17 protein-coding genes are annotated in these 21598 nt (G+C 64.2%); 10 read left to right on the forward strand and 7 right to left on the reverse strand.

The features are described from left to right. Window positions 1-394 precede the first annotated feature (394 nt). Both PTE31013_RS01025 and PTE31013_RS01030 read left to right on the forward strand, forming a co-directional pair. The gene (locus PTE31013_RS01025; RefSeq protein ID WP_150610983.1) at window positions 395-2641 is read left to right on the forward strand and encodes a TonB-dependent receptor; all 2247 of its coding nucleotides are present in this window, start codon (window positions 395-397) and stop codon (window positions 2639-2641) included. A 15-nt stretch (window positions 2642-2656) separates the two neighbouring features. Next, window positions 2657-3343: a Fe2+-dependent dioxygenase gene (locus PTE31013_RS01030; RefSeq protein WP_150610984.1), complete on the forward strand. Its 687-nt coding sequence runs from the start codon at window positions 2657-2659 to the stop codon at window positions 3341-3343. Window positions 3344-3400: 57 nt separating this feature from the next. Here the strand turns inward: PTE31013_RS01030 and PTE31013_RS01035 are convergent, their stop codons facing one another. Next, the gene (locus tag PTE31013_RS01035; RefSeq protein WP_150610985.1) at window positions 3401-3964 is read right to left on the reverse strand and encodes a Spy/CpxP family protein refolding chaperone; all 564 of its coding nucleotides are present in this window, start codon (window positions 3962-3964) and stop codon (window positions 3401-3403) included. Window positions 3965-4184: 220 nt separating this feature from the next. Continuing rightward, window positions 4185-4592: a DoxX family protein gene (locus PTE31013_RS01040; RefSeq protein ID WP_150610986.1), complete on the reverse strand. Its 408-nt coding sequence runs from the start codon at window positions 4590-4592 to the stop codon at window positions 4185-4187. Between the two features lie 607 nt (window positions 4593-5199). Between PTE31013_RS01040 and PTE31013_RS01045 the strand changes: the two genes are divergently transcribed. Together PTE31013_RS01045 and PTE31013_RS01050 are read left to right on the forward strand one after the other, a co-directional pair. Beyond that, entirely contained in the window at window positions 5200-5601 is a 402-nt protein-coding gene (locus PTE31013_RS01045) for a PaaI family thioesterase (protein WP_150610987.1), read from the forward strand. Between the two features lie 32 nt (window positions 5602-5633). Beyond that, window positions 5634-6482: a patatin-like phospholipase family protein gene (locus PTE31013_RS01050; protein WP_150610988.1), complete on the forward strand. Its 849-nt coding sequence runs from the start codon at window positions 5634-5636 to the stop codon at window positions 6480-6482. 55 nt (window positions 6483-6537) lie between these two features. Here the strand turns inward: PTE31013_RS01050 and PTE31013_RS01055 are convergent, their stop codons facing one another. Further along, complete coding sequence (locus PTE31013_RS01055; protein ID WP_150610989.1) at window positions 6538-7548, reverse strand: D-2-hydroxyacid dehydrogenase family protein; 1011 nt, start codon at window positions 7546-7548, stop codon at window positions 6538-6540. A gap of 562 nt (window positions 7549-8110) precedes the next feature. On the opposite strand from PTE31013_RS01055, the gene PTE31013_RS01060 reads away from it, so the two are divergent. The 3 genes from PTE31013_RS01060 to PTE31013_RS01070 all read left to right on the forward strand — a co-directional run bounded on the left by PTE31013_RS01060 (window position 8111) and on the right by PTE31013_RS01070 (window position 10872). Then, a complete protein-coding gene (locus PTE31013_RS01060; RefSeq protein ID WP_246173851.1) occupies window positions 8111-9997 on the forward strand; it encodes a phosphoenolpyruvate carboxykinase (GTP) in 1887 nt (628 codons plus the stop codon). 221 nt (window positions 9998-10218) lie between these two features. Then, window positions 10219-10419 (forward strand): DNA-binding protein, encoded by a 201-nt coding sequence (locus PTE31013_RS01065; RefSeq protein WP_150610990.1) that lies wholly within the window; start codon window positions 10219-10221, stop codon window positions 10417-10419. Between the two features lie 18 nt (window positions 10420-10437). Further along, complete coding sequence (locus PTE31013_RS01070; protein ID WP_150610991.1) at window positions 10438-10872, forward strand: type II toxin-antitoxin system VapC family toxin; 435 nt, start codon at window positions 10438-10440, stop codon at window positions 10870-10872. 50 nt (window positions 10873-10922) lie between these two features. Here the strand turns inward: PTE31013_RS01070 and PTE31013_RS01075 are convergent, their stop codons facing one another. Continuing rightward, entirely contained in the window at window positions 10923-11555 is a 633-nt protein-coding gene (locus PTE31013_RS01075; RefSeq protein WP_150610992.1) for a response regulator, read from the reverse strand. Next, window positions 11552-12937 (reverse strand): cache domain-containing protein, encoded by a 1386-nt coding sequence (locus tag PTE31013_RS01080; RefSeq protein ID WP_150610993.1) that lies wholly within the window; start codon window positions 12935-12937, stop codon window positions 11552-11554. Before PTE31013_RS01080 ends, PTE31013_RS01075 begins: the two co-directional genes overlap by 4 nt. Window positions 12938-13302: 365 nt before the next feature. Between PTE31013_RS01080 and PTE31013_RS01085 the strand changes: the two genes are divergently transcribed. Together PTE31013_RS01085 and PTE31013_RS01090 are read left to right on the forward strand one after the other, a co-directional pair. Beyond that, on the forward strand, window positions 13303-15369 hold the full coding sequence (locus tag PTE31013_RS01085) for a carbon starvation CstA family protein (protein ID WP_150610994.1): 2067 nt from the start codon (window positions 13303-13305) through the stop codon (window positions 15367-15369). A 16-nt stretch (window positions 15370-15385) separates the two neighbouring features. After that, window positions 15386-15583, forward strand: a complete 198-nt coding sequence (locus PTE31013_RS01090) for a YbdD/YjiX family protein (protein WP_150610995.1) — start codon at window positions 15386-15388, stop codon at window positions 15581-15583. A 95-nt stretch (window positions 15584-15678) separates the two neighbouring features. On the opposite strand, the gene hemN is transcribed toward PTE31013_RS01090, so the two are convergent. Next, on the reverse strand, window positions 15679-17214 hold the full coding sequence (gene hemN / locus PTE31013_RS01095; RefSeq protein ID WP_246173852.1) for an oxygen-independent coproporphyrinogen III oxidase: 1536 nt from the start codon (window positions 17212-17214) through the stop codon (window positions 15679-15681). A 423-nt stretch (window positions 17215-17637) separates the two neighbouring features. On the opposite strand from hemN, the gene PTE31013_RS01100 reads away from it, so the two are divergent. Then, window positions 17638-18606, forward strand: a complete 969-nt coding sequence (locus PTE31013_RS01100) for a LysR family transcriptional regulator (RefSeq protein ID WP_150610996.1) — start codon at window positions 17638-17640, stop codon at window positions 18604-18606. A gap of 96 nt (window positions 18607-18702) precedes the next feature. Here the strand turns inward: PTE31013_RS01100 and PTE31013_RS01105 are convergent, their stop codons facing one another. Further along, window positions 18703-21390 (reverse strand): DNA topoisomerase III, encoded by a 2688-nt coding sequence (locus PTE31013_RS01105; RefSeq protein WP_150610997.1) that lies wholly within the window; start codon window positions 21388-21390, stop codon window positions 18703-18705. Window positions 21391-21598: the final 208 nt, after the last annotated feature.

Raw genomic sequence — 21598 nt, forward strand, 5'->3', positions numbered from 1 at the left:
CGTCAAGGCCGTTCCGGGGGGGGCTCCGGCCGAATGCATGATGTACTGCAGCCCAAAGTATAAACACGTGTCTCGATTTCGTCGGCAATACCTGAGGAATTCACACGTCATTGCGGGCGTCGTGCCGTTTTGGCGCTTGCCTCCGGCACGAGCGCCGCTGCGGCAGATCGGCCGTCCGGCCCCGAGGCAAAGGCGTTGCCGGGCGCGATGGCACTGTCAGCAAGACAAGTCAATTGCTTTAAAGTAATTGTAATGTAAATCATTCTCATTTATATTCTCGCTCCATGTTGATGAAGCCGGCTGCGCGTGGGACGTCTGTACAGGTCTCGGCGCGTGATCCGTCGGCATCCTTCATTCATTCTCCGACCACGACGCATTTCGAAACCGATCGATCATGATGCAACGCAAGCCACTGACGGTGGCAATGATGGCGCTCTTCGCCACGCCGTTCGCTGTCACCTACGCCTCGCCCGCCATGGCACAGAGCACAGTTGTCGCACAGAGCCAGGGCACGACGGCGGACACGACCCAGGGCACCACGCCGGGCGCGGCTCCGTCTGCCACGCTGCCGCAGACCGAAGTGTCCGGCACGTCGATTCGTGACGAGTACCAGCGTGACATTTCGACCGTCGGCGGCAAGGTGCCCACGGCGATACGTGATATTCCGCAATCGGTCACCGTGATCGACAAGGCGGTCATGCAGGCGCAGGGCGCCACGTCGTTCGCCGACGCACTGCGCAATTCGCCGGCCATTACGCTCGGCGGCGCCGAGGGCGGGCAGATCGGCAACAACATCAACCTGCGCGGTTTTACGGCGCGCACCGACATCTACCTCGACGGCTTACGCGATCGCGGCCAGTACTATCGCGATACGTTCGATCTCGACGCCATCGAAGTGCTCGAAGGCCCGTCGTCGATGCTGTTCGGCCGCGGCTCGACCGGTGGCGTCATCAACCAGGTGAGCAAGCAGGCCAATCTCAAGCCGCTCAATGAAGTCTCCGGCACGATCGGCACGAACGACCAGTATCGCGCCACGTTCGACCTCAACCATCCGCTCTCGGATACCGCTGCCTTCCGGATCAATGGCTTCGCGCAGGACATCCACACCACGCGCGACGTCATCAACAATCGGGACTGGGGCGTCGCCCCCACGCTCAAGCTGGGTATCGGCACGCCAACCCAGATCACGCTCTCGGCACTCGTTCAGCACAACCGAGACATGGCGGATTATGGCACCGTGGGCTACAACGGCAGTCCACTGCCGGTCTCGAAGCAACAGTTCTACGGCCTGACGACCGACCGCACGGTGCAGGACGTGATGAACCTCTCGGCGAAGATCGAGCACCGGGTCGACGACAGTCTGAAAATCACGAACCAGACGCAGTACAGCCGCTATGTCATCGACGCCATCGAAACATCGCCGCATGCCGTGGGCGTCTCCAACGGCACGGGTGGCTTCACGGCGTTGCCGGTCGGCCCGACGGCGGGCGTGCCGTCGTATTCGCTCGATCAGCTCTGGGTGCAGTTGCAGAGCCACGACCGCAAGATCACCGACTCGTCGCTGTATAACCAGACCGATGTCGTGAAGACGTTCGCGACCGGGCCGGTCAAGCACACCTTGATCGCCGGGGCGGAGTTCGGGCAGGACACGTATGAAAACCAGGCGTATTCGCGCACCGGCGCCGGGCAGTCGACCGGCTTCCTCGGTTGGATTCCGGCCAGTAGTACGGCGTACTACGCGAATCTTCCGAATGTGACGACGACCGCCCGCAATCTGGCGCAGGGTACGGCACAGACGGTCGCGTTCTACGCGAACGACACCCTCGAACTGACCCGCCACTGGAAGGTCGTGGGCGGGCTGCGCTGGGATCGCTTCAAGGCGCAGCTATCGAATACCGTGAGTTCGCCGGGATACGCGACACAGACGGTCAACTATACGAGCGTGCGCACAGGCGTGATCTATCAGCCGAGCGATGCGCAATCGTATTACTTTTCATACGGCACATCGTTCAACCCGTCGCTCGAAACGCTGACCGTCACCAACAACACGCAGGCCCTGGCGCCAGCGACGAACACGTCGTTCGAGGTTGGCAGCAAGTGGAATCTGTTCAACGACAACCTGGCGATCAACACCGCACTGTTCCAGGTCACGCAGAACAACGCGCGCACGCAGACCGGCACGTCGGGCGAATACACGAACGCGGGCAAGGTGCGCATTCGCGGCGCGCAAGTGAGTGCCACGGGCCGCATCACGCCGAACTGGCAGGTGATGGGCGGCTACATGTTCCTGAATTCGGAAGTCGTGCAGGCGAACGACGGCACGCAGGGCAACGTGTTGGCCAACACCCCGCGTCATTCGTTGACGCTCTGGTCGACCTATACGCTCGGCCACTGGGAAGTGGGCGGCGGCATGAAGTACATGTCGATGCGCTATGCTGCGAACACGAACCTGATTCGCGTGGGCGGTTACACGCGCTGGGACGCGACCATCGCCTATCGTCAGCCGAAATACGACATTCGCCTCAACCTGCTCAACGTGTTCAACAAGACATACTTCGACGCCCTGGTGCCGTCAGACGGCGGACGGGCCGCGCCGGGCATCGGGCGTACGGCGCTGCTCACGGGCACTTACCGGTTCTGACGGAGACGCACGCCGATGTTGCTACGCATTCCGGATGTCCTCAGTGCCGAGCAGGTGCGCTGGGTTCGGGCAACGCTCGACAATGCGGGCGACGCCTGGGTCGACGGGCTGGCCACGGCAGGCTATCAGGGGGCGCCCGTCAAGCAGAATCAGCAGATCGACGAGGGCTCGGCCGTGGCGCGCGCGCTGGGCGACGTGATTCTCGGCGCGCTGGAGCGCAATCCGCTGTTCATCAGCGCGGCACTGCCGAACAAGGTCTATGCGCCCATGTTCAACCGCTACGGCGAAGGCATGCACTTCGGCCATCACGTGGATGGCGCAATTCGTCTGCAGCCGGGTAGCGGCATGCGCATTCGCACCGATATTTCCGCCACACTCTTTCTCGCCGGGCCGGATGAGTACGACGGCGGGGAGCTGGTGATCGAGGATCAATACGGTGCGCATCAGGTGAAACTGGCCGCGGGCGACATGGTGCTGTATCCGGCGACCAGCCTGCACCGCGTGAATCCGATCACGCGCGGCGCGCGGATCGGGTGCTTCTTCTGGGTGCAAAGTCTCGTGAGGGATGACACGCAGCGCACGCTGCTCTTCGACATGGACAACGCGATCCAGCGGCTGAACGCGTCGGACGCGGACGACACCGCGCGGCGCACGCTCGTCGGCTGCTATCACAACCTGCTGCGCTTGTGGAGCGAGACCTGAGCGCCGACGCGCCCCGGGCGGCCCCGCCCGGCGGCGCGCGGCTTGCGCGCATCTGACTTATTGCGCTTGACCGGCCGGCGGCGGCGTGGCCGGGGCGCTCTTGTGCATCGGGCCGCGATGTTGGCGCGCCTTGTCGTGCCAGGCCTCCCTCTTGGCCCAGCGCGCCTTGATCGTGGTACTCACGAGCGTCTTCTGGTCGTTGTTCAGACCGTTGTACACGTTCAGCCAAGCATCTTCCGTCTGGCTGCGAAGCTGACGGTTCTGATCGAACATCTTCTCGCGGGCGGCTCGCATGCCGGCCAGGTCGAGGATCTTCTGATCCTTTGCCTGCGCCATCATCTGGCGGAACGGCGCGTCGTTCTTGCGCATGGCGTCGTGGTTCTGCTTTGACGTACTCACGGCCTGCTGCCAGGCTTGCTCCTGCTGCGCGTCGAGCTTCAATTGATCGTGCAGCCTGTGCAGGTTACCGAGCCCCCAGGGGCCGCGCTCGCCGCGCGCGTGGTACGAGGCGGCATGCGGCGCCGTGGCGGCCGGTGCCGCCGTGTCGGCGGCGTGGGCGACGCCGAACATCGAGGTGGCGACGAGAACGGCCGATGCGGCGGCGATCTTCAGTTTGCGCATGGTGTTGACTCCTGTGAGTGCTGCCGGAATTGGCAGTTTCAGAGTAAGTCATCGCCGCACCGAACACGTTGCAAAGTGCAACCGGTGTATTACCTGACGTTACCAGCGCCGGGATTCGCAATATACCGAAACGACTCGGCCCGCCCTTGCCGAGGGTCGACAAGGGCGGGCCGTCATCATCGTGGCGCGAGGGGCGTGCCTAGCGCCTGTCGTCGTTCGATCAGTCCCAGGCGCCGCGACCGCCCGACACGCTGTACCGGCCAGCGCCGAAGAGCATCACGCACACGCCCATGAACAAATAGAAGGCTTGCAGTTCGAGCGACCAGCCGCCGGTCTTCGCGAGATCGCCGAGTTGGCTCAGATGCACCAGCGAGAACGCGACCACCATGTTACCCACGACGAGCAGGCCGCCCAGGCGGGTAAGGACGCCGAGAATCAGCAGCACCGGGGCGAGCAGTTCGCCGAGATAGACGCCGTAGGAGAGAAAGCTTGGCAGGCCATGAGACGTGATCATGCCTTCGATGAAGCCGATTCCGTTGATGACCTTGTTCACGCCGTGAAACAGCAACAGGATGCCGAGGGTGAGGCGCAAGATCAGTTTGCCGAGATCGTCTCTGGTGCTCTGCATGGGGAAGGCTCCTTCTTGACTCGCGGGTTCGCGTAAGGGGGGCAGAAAGATACGGAATGGCACGCTCGCTAGCGTCGCGTGCCGGCCAAATGGGCACCACTGTATCAAATCGTTACGGCGCTGTCTGCGGGTGTCCTCGTGATTTCGGGGACATGGCGCGAATCGGCGCAGGCGGGGCGAGACAAGCGATTACCGTTCGGACTGCCCGGATCCACGCCGATTTCGTGGATACGCATCCCCCGATGGGCGTTCAAGCCATTTCGAAGCATGGCAAAGCCAATAAGGATTCCATCACGAACGCCCGCACAACCGTGACGCCGAGTGCCGTGACCCTTGCGCAGAGCGGTGCGTTCGCTTCGCGGGCGTTGGTTTGCCCAGACGCCCACGACCGAGACGTCGCGTGACGCCAAGCCGCAGCACCGCGAAAATCACCCGGGCCAACAGATTCATCACGACAGGACGAACGGGCGAGCGGCCGCCGAGGGTCATTCGCGTGCATGATCCAGTTGCCTGGCCCAGGCGTATGACCCGGGTGCCCCCTTTGTCGGGTGGTGCTTCTGTTTTGGGGCTATCATCGGCGTCACAACGAATTCGGAGGACGCTCAGGATGGAGCTGGTGCAAGCGCAGAAGATGCTCGAGGGACTCGTTTCCCCGTGGGTGCGGCAACTGAATCTGCAAATCGAGGCGACCGGCCCGGAGCAAAGCGAATTGCGATTGCCGTTCGACGCCGCATTCAAGCATGGTGGCGGCGTGATCTGCGGGCAAGTGTTCATGGCCGTGGCGGACACGGCGATGGTGGTGGCCGTCTCGGCCGCACTCGGCGGCTTCCAGCCGATGACGACCGTCACGCTCAACACACAGTTCATGCGCCCGGTCACCGATGGCGATTTGCGTGTGATTGCGCGGATCCTGCGTCGCGGCAAGAACCTGGTGTTCGGCGAGATCGAGATTCTGGACGCGTCGGGCAAGATGGCCGTGCACGCGACCACGACCTACGCACTGCTGTGAGCGGGCTGGCGCGATAGCATCAAGGAGGGTATTTGTTCGATCAGATCGTATTTGCCGGGGGCGGCAACCGTTGCTGGTGGCAGGCGGGATTCTGGGAACGCGTGACGCGCGAGATGCCGTTGCGCCCGCGTGTCATCACCGGCATCTCGGCCGGCGCGGCCACGGCATGCATGCTACACATGCGCTCGTCGGACTGGGTGATGGACTACTACCGGCAGGCGCTCGCGAGCAACCGCAAGAACGCCTATTGGGGCAACCTGTTGCGCCGTGAACGGGTGTTTCCGCATTACGGCATCTATCGGCAGGCGCTGCTCGCGATCTACGACGGCCAGCTCGACAAGCTCGCTGCGGCGCCGGAGATTCGCGTGGGCCTGTCGCACATCCCGCGCTGGCTCGGGCCCCGCATGGCAACGGCGGCGGGGCTGGTGGCGTACAACATCGACAAGCATGTGCGTCGCACGCTGCATCCGACGCTCGCCCGGCAACTCGGTTTCACACCCGAATTCGTGCGTGCGCAGGATTGCCGGACGACGGCGGATCTGGCCGATCTGATGCTGCAATCGTCATGCACGCCGCCGTTCACGCCGATCCTGCGGCGTGACGGACGCCCCGTGCTCGACGGTGGCATGGTCGACAATGTGCCGGTCGACGCGCTCGACACCACGCCCGGGCAAGTCCTGGTGCTGGTGACGCGCCGTTATCCGCGTCCGCAGATCTTCACGCAGCATCACGGTGGGCAGGATCGCCTGTATGTGCAGCCGTCCGTGCCCGTGCCGATTTCGAGTTGGGATTACACGCGCCCCGACATGATGGGCCCGGCATTCGCGCTTGGCCGCCAGGACGGCGAGACCTTCCTGCGACATCGGGACTCGATGGCGTAGGGGGCATGGCTCGCGCTGCGTTCCGGGACGTTCCCGATGGCATCGCCCGAGCGCGCTAGCGTCCGAAGCCGAGCAAGGCGGCCGGGTTCGCGACGTGCGAGCGTTCGCCATTCAGGAAGTCGACGATGTTCTGGAAGGCCACGCGGAAATACAGCTCGTAGCTTTCACGCTCGACGTAGCCGATATGCGGCGTGCACACGCAGTTCTCGAGCCGCAGCAGCGGGTTGCCTTGCAGAATCGGCTCACTCTCGAACACGTCGATGGCCGCCATGCCGGGCCGGCCCCGGTTAAGCGCCGTGATCAGTGCGTTCTCTTCGACCAGTTCCGCCCGGCTCGTGTTGACGAACAGCGCGGTCGGCTTCATGCGTAGCAGATCGTCGAGCTTGACGAGGTGGCGCGTCTCGTCGTTCAGGCGCAGGTGCATCGACAGCACGTCGCTTTGCGTGAACAGTTCTTCCTTGCTGTTTGCCACGCGCAAGCCGTCGGCGGCCGCGGCTTCACGCGAGCCCTCGCGGCCCCACACCATCACTTCCATGCCGAACGCCCGGCCGTAGCCGGCCACGAGACGGCCGATCTTGCCGTAGCCCCAGAGGCCGAGCGTCTGCCCGCGCAGCACCTGACCCAGCCCGAAGTTCGCTGGCATGCTCGACGATTTCAGGCCCGACTGCTGCCAGGCGCCGTGCTTCAGGCTGGAGACGTATTGAGGAATGCGGCGCTGGGCGGCCATGATCAGTGCCCAAGTGAGCTCGGCCGGCGCGGTCGGCGAGCCGACGCCCTCGAGCACCGCCACGCCGCGTGCGGTACAGGCGTCGATGTCGATGTGCGCGCCGGCGCGCCCGGTCTGGCTGATGACGCGCAGACGCGGTAGTTTGTCGATGAGCTGGGCGGTGATGGCGGTGCGCTCGCGAATCAGCACGAGCACTTCCGCTTCGCCGACGCGGGCAGCGAGTTGCCCGACGCCCTTGACGGTGTTGTTGAAGACCTTGACGTCGTGGCCGGCCAGCAGGGAAAAGCAGTCGAGCTTGCGAACGGCGTCCTGATAGTCGTCGAGAATGGCAATTTTCATGACAAAGCGTAATCGGATCGGCGCAGGACGGCGAGCGTTCTGCGCAGGCGGAACATGGGTCGGAGGCTGCCGCGACCGGTGGACGTACGGGTCGACGACAGGGACGGCGTCTGTCGGGGCAGCCCCGCGCCAACCTTGTTGCGACGCAGCACCGGCGCGATTTGCGCGGTGGTATGCTGACACCTCGTTTTGCATAGTATGGCAGGTGTCCTGGCAACCATGGCGAAACCGCCTCAACACGATGGCAAAAAATCGAACCCACCCCGCAAAACCAAGCCGGACCCGGTGAGCGAGACGCCTGCTGCGCACGTATCGGTGCGCACGTTGCCCCCTGCCTTCCCGCGTTGTGTCTTGCGTGCTTCGCAAGACACACAACACGCGCGGTACGTCGTGCGGCCTGTGCCTGCGTGCGCTTTGCGGTGCTGCGCGCGCGGCGATCGCCAGGGCCATCCCGCCCGACCGGTATCCCCAACCGGAAGGGTTGCCCGGCGATCCAAGGGGCCTGCGCGACGCACGCTCGGCGTCCCCCCTGATTTCTCGACTCTGCATGGAGACAACCCGCATGACACAAGCCAGTGTGAGCGCTAGCGCGCTCAACGCCTCCTCGTCGTCCAATGTCGCGACCCGTGAACTGCCCGCCTGGGTGCGTCATCGCAAGCTGATCGACTGGGTGTCGCACATCGCCGAGATCACCCAGCCCGAGCGCGTCGTCTGGTGCGATGGTTCGCAGGAGGAATACGATCGTCTGTGCGAGCAGATGGTGGCCGCCGGCACGATGAAGCGCCTCAACCCGGCCAAGCGACCGAACTCGTTCCTCGCGCTGTCCGATCCTTCGGACGTGGCTCGGGTGGAAGACCGCACATTCATCTGTAGCGAAAAGCGCGAAGACGCCGGCCCGACCAATCACTGGATCGATCCGCGCGAAATGCGCACGACGCTCGACGGCCTGTTCCAGGGCTGCATGCGCGGCCGCACGATGTATGTCGTGCCGTTCTCGATGGGCCCGCTCGGTTCGCCGATTGCCCATATCGGCGTTGAATTGTCCGACACGCCTTACGTGACCGTGAACATGCGCATCATGACGCGCATGGGCCGCGACGTGTACGACGTGCTGGGTACCGACGGCGAGTTCGTGCCGTGCGTGCACACGGTGGGCAAGCCGCTTGCCGCCGGTGAGCATGACGTGGCATGGCCGTGCAACAGCACGAAGTACATCGTTCATTTCCCGGAAACCCGCGAAATCTGGAGCTATGGCTCAGGCTACGGCGGCAATGCGCTGCTGGGCAAGAAGTGCTTCGCGCTGCGCATCGCCTCGAAGATGGGCCGCGACGAAGGCTGGCTGGCCGAGCATATGCTGATCCTGGGCGTGACGTCGCCCGAGGGCAGGAAGTATCACGTGGCGGCGGCGTTCCCGTCGGCCTGCGGCAAGACCAACTTCGCCATGCTGATTCCGCCGAAGGGCTTTGACGGCTGGAAGGTCGAGACCATTGGCGACGACATCGCCTGGATCAAGCCGGGCAAGGGTGGCCGCCTGTACGCGATCAATCCGGAAGCCGGCTTCTTCGGCGTGGCGCCGGGCACGAGCGAGAAGACCAACCCGAACGCGCTGGCGACGCTCGGTGCGAACGTCATCTTCACCAACGTGGCCCTGACCGACGACGGCGACGTGTGGTGGGAAGGCCTGACGGACACGCCGCCGGCGCACCTGATCGACTGGCAGGGCAACGACTGGACGCCGGAGAGTGCGAAGGCGACGGGCCGCAAGGCGGCCCATCCGAATTCGCGTTTCACGGCGCCGGCCGCGCAATGTCCGTCGATCGACGCCGACTGGGAGAACCCGGCCGGTGTGGCGATCGACGCGTTCATCTTCGGCGGCCGCCGCTCGACGACCGTGCCGCTGGTGACGGAAGCGCGCGACTGGACCGAAGGCGTGTACATGGCCGCGACCATGGGCTCGGAGACGACGGCCGCGGCGGCGGGCCAGCAGGGGGTGGTGCGTCGCGATCCGTTCGCGATGCTGCCGTTCTGCGGCTACAACATGAGCGACTACTTCCAGCACTGGCTCGATACCGGCGCGCATCTCGACAAGACCGGTGCCACGCTGCCGAAGATCTACTGCGTGAACTGGTTCCGCAAGGGCGCGGACGGCAAGTTCGTGTGGCCGGGCTTTGGCGAGAACATGCGCGTGCTGGCGTGGATGCTGGGCCGTATCGACGGCACCGCGCAAGGGGTGGAGAACGCGTTCGGCATCACGCCACGCTACGAGGATTTGAACTGGAACGGCTTGTCGTTCACGCCGTCGCAGTTCGACGACGTGACGTCGATGGACGCGGCCGCCTGGCACGAAGAGTTGAAGCTCCACACCGAGTTGTTCGACATGTTCAGTCGTCGTCTGCCGCAGTCGCTGCTCGACACGAAGGCCGACATCGAGCGTCGCCTGAAGTCGTGATTTGTCCGATGCCGGCATCGCAGGTTACGCGATGGCGGCGCGCACAACGATCCCACCGAGGGAGACTTCGGTGGGATTTTTCTTTTCTTGTGAGACTTCCGAAACGTTTGCCAGGCAAGGATCCGTGCGGTTTTCGAAAGGCATGCGGTGATAGCATTTCTCCTGTTGTTCCGTTCGGACGACGACTTTTCCATTCGTAACATGAGGAGGCGCTTATGCACATGATGTTGATCGAAGGTATCGATGAACCGCTCATGCGATCGATCCGGTCGCGTGCGGCCATGTACGGGAGAACGCCAGAGGAAGAGGTGCTGACGATTCTGGATAACGTGGCGCGGCGGCCAGGCTACCGATCATTTGAAGAGGCGCTGCTCGCCATGCCCAATGTGGGTCTTGACAGCGATTTCGAGCGTGCTGACTGATACCTGTCGAGGCTGCCGATGTATCTGCTCGATACCAACGTCGTAAGTGAATGCCGCAAGTCCGGGGGCGGCGACGTTGGCGTGCAGCGCTTTATGCGCCACGCCGTCGCAGGCGGTTTGCCTCGCTACGTGTCGGTGCTCACGTTAGGGGAGTTGCGGCGCGGTGCCTGCAAGCTTCGCTACCGAAACGATATTCGTCAGGCAGCGCTCGTGGAGTCCTGGGCCGAGTCGGTGAAGCATGATTTCGACGGTCGGGTCCTTGACGTCAATCAGACGATCTGCAACGTCTGGGGCCGGATGCGCGCGCCTCATCAGGAACACCCCATCGACAAGTTGATCGCTGCCACCGCGCTGGTGCATCGGCTCGTCGTGGTCACGCGCAACGTCAAGGATTTTTCCAATACCGGTGTGGAGGTGTACAACCCGTTTCTGCACGGATCACTGTCGGCGTAAGCCGCCTCACGGTTGGCGGACCTGAGCGCGACCAGTGACCGGCATGCGCGCTACAGTCGATTCTCCACGGCGAATTTGATCAGCTCGGCTTGTCCTTCGATACCGAGCTTGCGCTTGATGTTGAGCCGGTGCGTCTCCACGGTCCGGACCGACAAATCCATTTCCGTGGCAATTTGCTTGTTGGCCAATCCGCGCGCAATCCGCGAGAGGATTTCACGTTCGCGCGGCGTGAGCGAATCGATGGGCGCGTGCGATGTCGAGGCCTGCACCACGCGCGTGGCAATGGCGGCGCTGTAGTAAGAATCACCTCGCGCCACGCGTTCGATGGCGGCCACGATCTCGTGGGCGGGGGCGTCCTTGAGCACATAGCCGCGTGCGCCGGCACGCACCGCCTGACGCACATATTCGGCGTTGTCGTGCATCGAGAGAATCAGCACGGCAATGTGCGGAAACTGCTCGCGAAACTGCGCCGTCAGTTCGATGCCGTTCGTGCCGCGCATGCTGATGTCCATCAGCGCGAGATCCGGAGACGATGTCTTCGCCCGCGTGAGCGCTTCCTGTGCATTACCGGCTTCACCAACGACCTGCAGGTTGGGTGAGGCATCGAAGCGCGCGCGCAGTCCGTCGCGCACAAGCGGGTGGTCGTCGATCAGGAGCAGTCGAATGGGATGCGCTTGCGTCATGGGCGTGAGGTTGCTCGAAGCGCCGCTTTCACGGCAGCGGGCGTGAGGGGCACCCACGCGCTGATGGTGGTAAGACCGGGCCACGACTGAACGCCGAGCACACCGCCAACGGCGTCGAGCCGCTCTCGCATGTTGCGCAGGCCGATGCCATGGCTGGGATTGTGATGTACGTCGGCGACGTCGAAGCCGCAACCGTCGTCGGCAATCGACAGATGAATGCCGTTGGGCTTGAACTTCAGCAGGATCGAGACGCGCGTCGCGTGCGCATGGCGCTCGATGTTGGTCAGCGCCTCCTGCGCGATGCGATAGAGCATCGTCTTGATGTTGTCGTCCAGCACGGGCGCGTCGCCTTCGACTTGCATCTCGACCGGGAGGGCCGCATGCGAGCCGAATTCCCGTGCGAGTTGATCGATGGCGGCGGCCAGTCCGAGATCGTCGAGCATGGCCGGGCGCAGCGCCTGCGAAATGCGTCGCACTTCCCCGAGCGTGCCATTCAACCGCTCGATGGCGACGCCCAGCGCGGTGCTGGCTGCGGCGGGCGATCCCGGCAGGCGCATCGACGCCGACTCGAGCAGCAACTTGACCGACACCAGCAACTGGCTGATGCCGTCGTGCAACTCGCGCGAGATGCGCGCGCGCTCGAGCTCCTGCGATTCCACCACCTGACGGGCGAGTTGGCGCAACTTCGCATCGGCGGTCTTGAGTTCGCTGATGTTCACCGCGAGCCCGCACAAGGCCACGATCGCCAGGCACGAAGACGCGATGAGGGTGATCCAGATCAGTGTGCGGTCGATGTTCGCCTGCGCGCGGTCGTCCGACTCGCGCAGCGTGGCTTCGACGTCGTCAAGATAAATCCCGGTGCCGATCATCCAGTTCCAGCGCGACAGGGCGACGACATAGCCGAGCTTGGGCGCCATCTGGTGCAGGGACGGTTTTTCCCAGGGATATTGCACGTAGCCGCCACCGGCGCGTGCCGCCGCGATCAGGCGCTGGATCGTGGGCGCGCCCGATGCATCCTTGAGCGACCAGAGGTTGTGGCCGACAAGCTCGGGTTGCCGCGGGTGCATCAGGCTGCGGCCGTTGAGATCGTAGACGAAGAAGTAGCCGTCCTTGCCGAACGACAGGCGCGCAAGGATGGCGAGGGCGGCCTCGCGGGCAGCGGGCGTGTCGGGGCCGTCGTACAGCGGCTCGATGGCCTTGCGCGCAAGGTCCACGTAATGCAGCAGCTCGGCGCGCTTGTTGGCCAGCGAGGTGGTTTGCACGGCGTCGTGCTGCGCGCTCGAAAGCTCGTTGCCCTGGTGTCGCACGGCCAGCGCGATGGCGACCATCGCCAAGGCGACCGGCAGCAGCGCCAGGACGAAAAATTTCTGTCGGAGATTCATGGCATTCGGAAGGCTGCAATGCCGCGTTTCACGGGGGTTCGCTACGTAGTAGCACGTAGCGGACCTGCGTAGTTCCGCGCTTGTGGCGGGGCGGGCAAACGCCAATACTACACGCCGAATCGTGGCCGGGGCTGACGAGTGCAACTCGCCAGCGTCTCGCCAGTGTTGCGTGAGGTCGGATGGTCACATACCGATGCGCCGCGCAATGCCGCCGGTTCTCGCTGAGCGCAGACCCCCGAAAGAGGGGCGCGCGCAGTGAGCCACGTTCCACGGCGTTGTCATGGCGCCGCGTCAAGAGGCGGGGCAGTGCCGCAACGGCACCGTCCCGGGTTGCTGCCTGAAGGAGGCAGTTCCGAGGAGAGACAATGAATCGCATCTGGCAACAACTGCCTTGGGCAGCGGTGGCCGTCGTCGGCGCGTGCGCGCTCGGCACGGTGGCTCTATCGCGCGGCGAAAGCGTCAGCGCACTCTGGATCGTGATCGCGGCCGTCTGCGTGTATCTGATCGCTTATCGTTTTTACAGCAAGTTCATCGCGTCGCGCGTCGCGCAACTCGACGGCTCGCGCATGACGCCGGCCTGGCGTCATAACGATGGTCTGGACTACGTGCCGACCAACCGCTACGTGCTGTTCGGTCACCACTTCGCCGCGATTGCCGGCGCGGGGCCGCTCGTCGGCCCGGTGCTCGCCGCGCAAATGGGCTATCTGCCGGGCATGTTGTGGATTCTCGCCGGGGTGGTGTTCGCCGGTGCGGTGCAGGACTTCATGGTGCTGTTCATCTCCACGCGTCGCGACGGCCGCTCGCTGGGCGACCTCGTGAAGTCCGAACTCGGCATGGTTCCCGGGGTGATCGCGCTGTTCGGTGCGTTCCTCATCATGATCATCATTCTGGCCGTGCTGGCGCTGATCGTGGTCAAGGCCCTCGCGGGCTCGCCGTGGGGCACGTTCACCGTGGGCCTGACGATTCCGATCGCGCTGTTCATGGGCGTCTACACGCGCTACATCCGTCCGGGCCGCATCGGGGAAGTGTCGATCATCGGCTTCGTGATGCTGATGGCCGCGATCTATTTCGGCCAGAACGTGCACGACAGCGCCACCTTTGCGCCGTTGTTCACGTTTGACGGCAAGCAACTGACGTGGATGCTGATTGGCTACGGCTTCGTCGCGTCCGTCTTGCCGGTGTGGCTGTTGCTCGCGCCGCGCGATTATCTGTCGACGTTCCTGAAGATCGGCACGATCATGGCGCTGGCCATCGGCATCCTGGTCGTCGCGCCCGAGTTGAAGATGCCGGCACTCACGCAGTTCGTCGACGGCAGCGGCCCGGTCTGGTCGGGCAAGTTGTTCCCGTTCCTCTTCATCACGATCGCGTGCGGCGCCGTGTCCGGCTTCCATGCGTTGATCTCGTCGGGCACCACGCCGAAGCTGCTGGATAACGAAGTCAATGCGCGCTTCATCGGTTACGGCGGCATGCTGATGGAATCGTTCGTGGCCATCATGGCGTTGGTCGCGGCATCAGTGATCGATCCGGGCGTGTACTTTGCGATGAACAGCCCAGCGGCCCTGATCGGCACGACGCCGGAAGCCGTGGCGCACGTCGTCTCGGGCTGGGGCTTCGCCATCACGCCGGACGTGCTCACCGCCACCGCACACGCCGTTGGCGAAAACACGATCATCTCGCGTGCCGGCGGCGCTCCGACACTCGCTGTCGGCATGGCCCAGATCCTGCACCGGGTGGTCGGCGGCGAAGCGATGATGGCGTTTTGGTATCACTTCGCGATTCTGTTCGAAGCGCTGTTCATCCTGACGGCGGTGGATGCGGGCACGCGTGCTGGCCGCTTCATGCTGCAGGATCTGCTGGGGACGTTCGTGCCGTCGCTCAAGCGCACGGATTCCTGGCCCGCGAACCTCATCGCCACGGGCCTGTGTGTGGCCGCGTGGGGCTACTTCCTCTACCAGGGCGTGGTCGATCCGCTGGGTGGCATCAATACGCTGTGGCCGCTGTTCGGCATCTCGAACCAGATGCTGGCCGCGATCGCGCTGATCCTCGCGACGTGCGTGATCTACAAGCTCAAGCGCGAGCGCTTTGCCTGGGTGACGATCCTGCCCACGCTGTGGCTGCTGGCCTGCACGCTCACGGCCGGGTGGCAGAAAATGTTCGATGCGAATCCGAAGGTCGGCTTCCTTGCGCACGCGGCGAAGTATCAGGCGGCGCTCGCCGACGGCAAGTTGCTCGCGCCAGCCAGGTCGGTGGCGCAGATGCAGCGGATCGTGTTCAACGATTACGTCGATGCAACGCTCTCCGGCGTGTTCATGTTCGTGGTCGTGTCCGTGGCGATCTTCGGCGTGCGCACCATCCTCGTGGCGCGCCAGGCCAACAAGCCAACGGCCCGCGAAGCGCCGTTCGAGCCGATGCCGGCCGGCCGTCAAGTCTGAGACCGGGGGCGACGCCATGCTCGATGAAGTCGGTAAGGTGGGCCGGTATCTGGGGCAGGCCATGCGCCTGATGGTTGGCCTGCCCGACTACGAGACGTATGTTGCGCATATGCAGGCCACGCACCCGGATCAGCCGGTCATGAACTATGAGGCGTTCTTCCGGGAGCGGCAGGAAGCGCGCTACGGTGGCAAGCGCGGTGGACGATGCTGCTGAAATGTTGTTAGCCTGATTCGCCTCTGTCGCCCAGGCAGTGAGAGCGCCCGGTGAGCTTCGCCGGGCGTTTTTTCATGGGGCAAGCCGCGCTTCGCTCACATCACTTTCGCGCAGCGCGTGTGGGCGTCGCTGCGACGATAGCGATCGAAGACCTGAGCGACGACGCGCACCAGCAGACGCCCCGCCGGCAGGATGCGCAACCCGTGGGCGTCGATGGCCACGAGACCGTCGGCCGCCAGTTCGGCCAACTCGCCCAGCTCGCTCGCGAAGTAGGTAACGACATCGATCCCGTGGGCCGCTTCGAGGGCGGCGAAGTCCAGCGACATGTGACACATCAGTCGCGAGATGACATCGCGCCGGAGATGGTCGTCGTCATCGAGCCGCACGCCGCGCGCAACCGCGAGTCCACCGGCATCGATGGCCGCGTAATACGACTTCAGGGTCTTGGCGTTCTGCGCATAGCTATCGCCCACGCGGCCGATGGCCGACATGCCCACGCCGACGAGATCGCAATCGCCCCGTGTGCTGTAACCCTGGAAGTTGCGATGCAGGGTGCCGGCGGCCTGTGCGCGGGCGAGATCGTCGTCGGGACGCGCAAAGTGATCCATGCCGATATAGACATAGCCTGCTGCGCTCAGACGGGTAATGATCGTCTGCAACAACGCGAGTTTTTGCGGGCCGTCCGGCAAGGCGTCGGGCAGGCAACGCTGCATCTTGAACTGCTGCGGCAGATGCGCATAGCTGAACACCGACAGGCGTTCCGGCGCCATCTCGATCACGGCGTCAAGCGTGTTCGAGAACGACTCGGGCGTCTGATACGGCAGGCCGTAGATCAGATCGAAGTTGACCGACCGGAAACCGCAGCTTCGCGCCGCGTCGAGCGCGGCTTCGACCAGCGCGCGCGGCTGCACGCGATGAATGGCCGCCTGGACACGGGGGTCGAAATCCTGCACCCCGATGGACAGGCGATTGAACCCGAGCGCGCGCAAGGCGCGAATCGACGCCGGGCCGGCGCTGCGTGGGTCGATCTCGATGGCGTACTCGGCGTCGTCGTCAAGCGTCATCACGAAATGGCGCCCGATGACTTCAATGAGCGAAGCCATCTGTTCGAGCGAGAGGAATGTCGGCGTACCGCCGCCCCAGTGCATTTGCGCGAGCGTGCGGCCTGCGCCAAGCAGCGACGCCTGCCGCGCGATCTCCGTATGCAGGCGCTCGACGTAAGCCTGCGCGTGAGCGCGATTGTGCGTGACGATCTTGGTGCATGCGCAGTAGAAGCACACGGTGTCGCAGAACGGAACGTGGACGTACAGCGAGAGCGGCTTGCCGGTGCGCTTGGACTGTACAGCCGCCCGCGCGTAGTCGCCCGCGCCGAAGGTCTCGCGAAATTGCAGCGCCGTGGGGTACGACGTGTAGCGCGGTCCGTTCACGTCGTAACGCGCGAGCAACTGCGCGTCGAAGCGAATCGGGGCGGCTGCGGGGCTGTGCAGCGCCGGGCGCGTGCCGCATCGTGAGCGGCCGTGGCCTTCGGGCGACGCCTGCGACGCGCAGCCGGGGCACGGCGCGCCGTCATGCGGTTTGCTGGCGGCTGAGGCGTTGGCGCAAACCGTCGACGAAGGGAGGGGCGGAGTCATGACGCGGCCTGTAACAATGGGGGATATTCGACTGTAGCGTTGCGACGAACGCCGCGCCCTGACCTGCGTCAAACCCCCGGCTGACGGCTCGGGGGCGGCGTGCGACGGTGACGACGGCCTGAGAGCGTTGCGGGACATCCGGCTTCGGTCGCGAATCCAGGGGCGCAGCGGCACGTATCACAGGGTGGCCATGCACCAAAATCATTGCCACGTCAGGCAAATTCTGGCCGCCTACGGTAAGCTAGCGCCTTATTGAAGTCCCCGCCGTGTCGACGGCCCTGGCGGCACGCGCAGCTCGCCCCGGAACGATCTCGGGCGGAGGGGCCGACCGGTGCCCGCGGGTAGGCGCAGCGCCGGTGAATGGCCGGCCTGCCCATGCTTGCCCCTGCCAGTACGACGCGGCACATCACGATTGGAAACTACATGGACCGTCTGCAATCGATGCGCGTTTTCGTCAAAGTAGCCGACAACGGGAGCTTTGCTCGTACGGCTGCCCAGATGGATCTGTCGGCCGCCGTGGTCACGCGGCACGTCGCGGAACTGGAATCGCATCTTGGCGTTCGCCTGCTCAACCGCACCACCCGCAGCCTGTCGCTGACCGGCGCCGGGCAGGTGTATCTGGAACGTTGCCGGCAGATCATCGACGAAGTCGACGAGGCCGACGCCCTCATCTCCAGCGCTTCGCGCGATCCGAAAGGTACGCTGAAGGTCGTCGCTCCGGTGTCGTTCGGGCTGCGCAACCTCGCGCCGCTTGTCAAGAAGTACCAGGAACTGCACTCGAAAGTGGTGGTGGACCTCACGCTGTCCGACCGCGCGATCGACCTGGTGGAAGAGGGCTACGACTGCGGCATTCTGCTCACGCGCATGATCAACAGCGAAAGCCTGATTTCGCGTGTGCTCGCCGAGACGCGCGTGATGTTGTGTGCGTCGCCGGCTTATATCGCCGAGCACGGCGAACCGGTGACGCCGCAAGAGTTGGGTGAGCATGGTGTGCTCGGGCTGCCGAATGACATCTGGAGCGAAGATCGCGTGTTTTCCGGCCCGGACGGCGAGGTGCGCGTGCGTGTGCAGAACAAGTTCATCTGCAACAACACGGCGCTGCTGCGTCAGTCGGTGCTGCTGGGACACGGCATTGCGTTCCTGCCGTCCTACCTCGTGGGTAACGATGTGCGCGACGGCGATCTCGTCGCGTTGATGCGCAACTACTCACAGACGCCGGTCGATGTTTCGCTCGTCTATCCGAGCCGCAAGTACCTGTCGGCCAAGACGCGCGGATTCATCGATCTTACCGTCGAGTACTTCCGTCAGAACGAAGGCATTTCGGCCGCCGAGCGCTGGGTGCCGCCCAAGATCCCGTCGCCGAGCGCACCGACCACCGGGATTCCGGTGTGATGTCGTTCGTGTCATGACATGGCAAAACGGCCACTCCCGAGGGAGTGGCCGTTTTCATTGCCCGGAGACAACCGGGCGATGCGACATCCGATCCGCCTAGAACGGCGCTTCGTCGTCCTCGACGGCTGCGTTGTCCGATGCGCCGGACGTCGCGTCCTTCTTGGCCGGCTTGGCTTTCGCCGGCGCTTTCCGGGCCGCCGTCTTTTTGGCCGGCGCCTTCGCCGCCGCGGTCTTCGTTGCCGTCTTGCGCGCCGGCGCGGCCTTGCCGTCAGCCTCGGCATCGCCTGCCTTCGCCGCTGTCTTCTTCGGTGCCTTGGCTTCAAATTCGAAGCCGATGGAACCGTCCTTCTGCTTGGCCAGATACGCCTTGAACGTGCGTCCCGTACGCGACGACTTGAAGTTCGTCAGCAGATCCGTCTTGCCTTCGGTCAGCAGCTTGTGGATCTGTTCACGCGTGATTTCCTGCTGGAGAATCACCTTGCCCGACGTGAAGTCGCACGTCTTCGGGCTGGCGACGGCGTTCTCGCAGACATAACGCATGCCGTGCTCGAACACGCTCCCGCCGCACTTCGGACACTTGCCGACCGGCTCCTGTCCCGTGAAGTCCGGGGCCTCGCCGTCTTCGTCGCCGCTGTCCTGGCCGAAGTCGAACTCGAGTTTGTAACCCATCTCGTCGTCGGGCGAGAGCTTGAGAATGGCCGAGAAGGGGCGGCCCATCTTGCTGCGGAAACCCGACAACGGCCCGATCGTCTTGTTCTTGAGCAGGTCTTCGACTTCCGGGATTTCGAACTGTCGCCCGCCGGGGATTTTCGAGATCGAGAAGCTGCAGTTCGTGCACGCGAAGCGCCGGTAGTTCTCCTTGACCACGCCGCCGCAATGCGGGCAGGGGGTGCTGAGCGTGGCGTAGTCGCCGGGGATCGTGTCCGAGTCGTATTCCTTCGCGCGCTTGACGATGGTCTGCGTCATTTGCGCGATCTCGTGCATGAATTCGTCACGCTTGAGGCCGCCGCGCTCGATCTGCGAGAGCTTGGCTTCCCACTCGCCCGTCAGCTCGGGCAGCGTGAGTTCGTCCACGCCGAGCCCGCGCAGTAGCGTCATCAACTGGAAGGCCTTGGCCGTCGGATGCAACTCGCGGCCTTCACGCACGAGATACTTTTCCGTCAGCAATCCTTCGATGATGGCCGCGCGCGTGGCCGGGGTCCCCAGACCCTTGCCCGCCATCGCCTCGCGCCACTCACCCTCTTCGACGAGCTTGCCCGCGCCTTCCATCGCCGAGAGCAGCGTCGCTTCGCTGTAGCGCGCCGGCGGCTTGGTTTGCAGGCCGACCGCTTCCACCTTGTCGACACCGACCTTCTCGTTCTTCGCGACCGGCACGAGGTTCGACTGCTCTTCCTTGCCGTCTTTCCCGTCGCCCTGTGCTTCCTTGCCGTAAATGGCCAGCCAACCGGCGTTGACGAGCACCTTGCCCTCAGTCTTGAAGTGATGACCCACGACTTCCGTGATCCGGGTCGTCACCTGGTACTCGGCCGCCGGGAAGAACACCGCCAGGAAGCGCTTGACGACGAGGTCGTACAGCTTCTGCTCCGGCTCAGAGAGGTTCTTCGGCGCCTGCAGCGTCGGGATGATGGCGAAGTGGTCGCTGATCTTGCTGTTGTCGAAGATCCGCTTGTTCGGCTTGACCCAGTCCTTGTTCAGGATCTGGTTGGCGAACTGGTGGTAATTGTTGCTCTCCTTGAGCACGGCCATCGTCTCCTTGACGGTGGCCAGATAGTCTTCCGGCAGGGCGCGCGCGTCGGTACGCGGGTATGTCAGCACCTTGTGCTTTTCGTACAGCGCCTGCGCCAGGCCCAGCGTGTTCTTCGCGGAGAAGCCGAAGCGGCCGTTGGCCTCACGCTGCAGGCTCGTCAGGTCGAACAGCAGCGGTGAGAGTTGCGTCGACGGCTTCGACTCTTCCGTGACCGTGCCCTGCTTGCCGCGCACCGCCGCCACGACCGATTCGGCCGCCGCAACGCTCCACAGGCGCGAATCGCGCTGCTCCGGATCGAATTCGTTGCGCTTGAAGTTCGGATCGAACCAGCGGCCCGCGTAAAAGCCCGCGGAGGCAACAAAATCGGCGTGCACTTCCCAGTAGTCGCGCGATACGAACTTGCGAATCTTCTCTTCGCGCTCGACCACGATCGACAGCGTCGGCGTCTGCACGCGACCGACCGTCGTCAGGAAGAAGCCGCCGCCCTTGCTGTTGAACGCCGTCATGGCACGCGTGCCGTTGATGCCCACGAGCCAGTCGGCTTCGGCGCGGCTGCGCGCGGCGTCGGCCAGCGGCAGCATGTCGTCGTCGCTGCGCAGACGACCGAAGCCGTCGCGAATCGACTGCGGCGTCATCGATTGCAGCCACAGACGCCTGACCGGCTGCTTCGCCTTCGCGTGCTGGGCGATCAGGCGGAAAATCAGCTCCCCTTCGCGTCCCGCGTCGCAGGCGTTGATCAGGACGTCCACATCCTTGCGCTTGATGAGCCGGGTGAGCACCTTCAGACGCGACTCGCTCTTGGCGATCGGCTTGAGGTCGAAATGCGGAGGAATTACGGGAAGGTTGGCGAAACTCCACTTGCCGCGTTTGACTTCATAGTCTTCCGGCGCGCCGATTTCGACGAGGTGGCCAACCGCCGACGAGACGACGTAGTCGTCGCTCTCGAAGTACTCGTCATGCTTGGTAAAGCCGCCCAGCGCCCGCGCGATGTCATTCGCGACAGACGGTTTCTCGGCAATGATCAGAGCTTTTGACATGACGTTAGGTAATGGTGAGGAGGTGTCGCCACGCGACATTCGTTGGCTTTATAACATATAGCCAATCCGGCGTTGCCGTCGGATCGGGCACAAGGCGTGCCTGAAAGCGGCACATCATAAGCGCGTCGCAAGCCGGCGGCAAGCGCGGGCGGTGCCGCCGCCGCGCCACCACCGTGGCCGGGGCGCGGGCTTTGCCCAGTGCGCTTGC

This window comes from Pandoraea terrigena, assembly GCF_902459705.1.
GTDB classification, from domain to species: Bacteria; Pseudomonadota; Gammaproteobacteria; order Burkholderiales; family Burkholderiaceae; genus Pandoraea; species Pandoraea terrigena.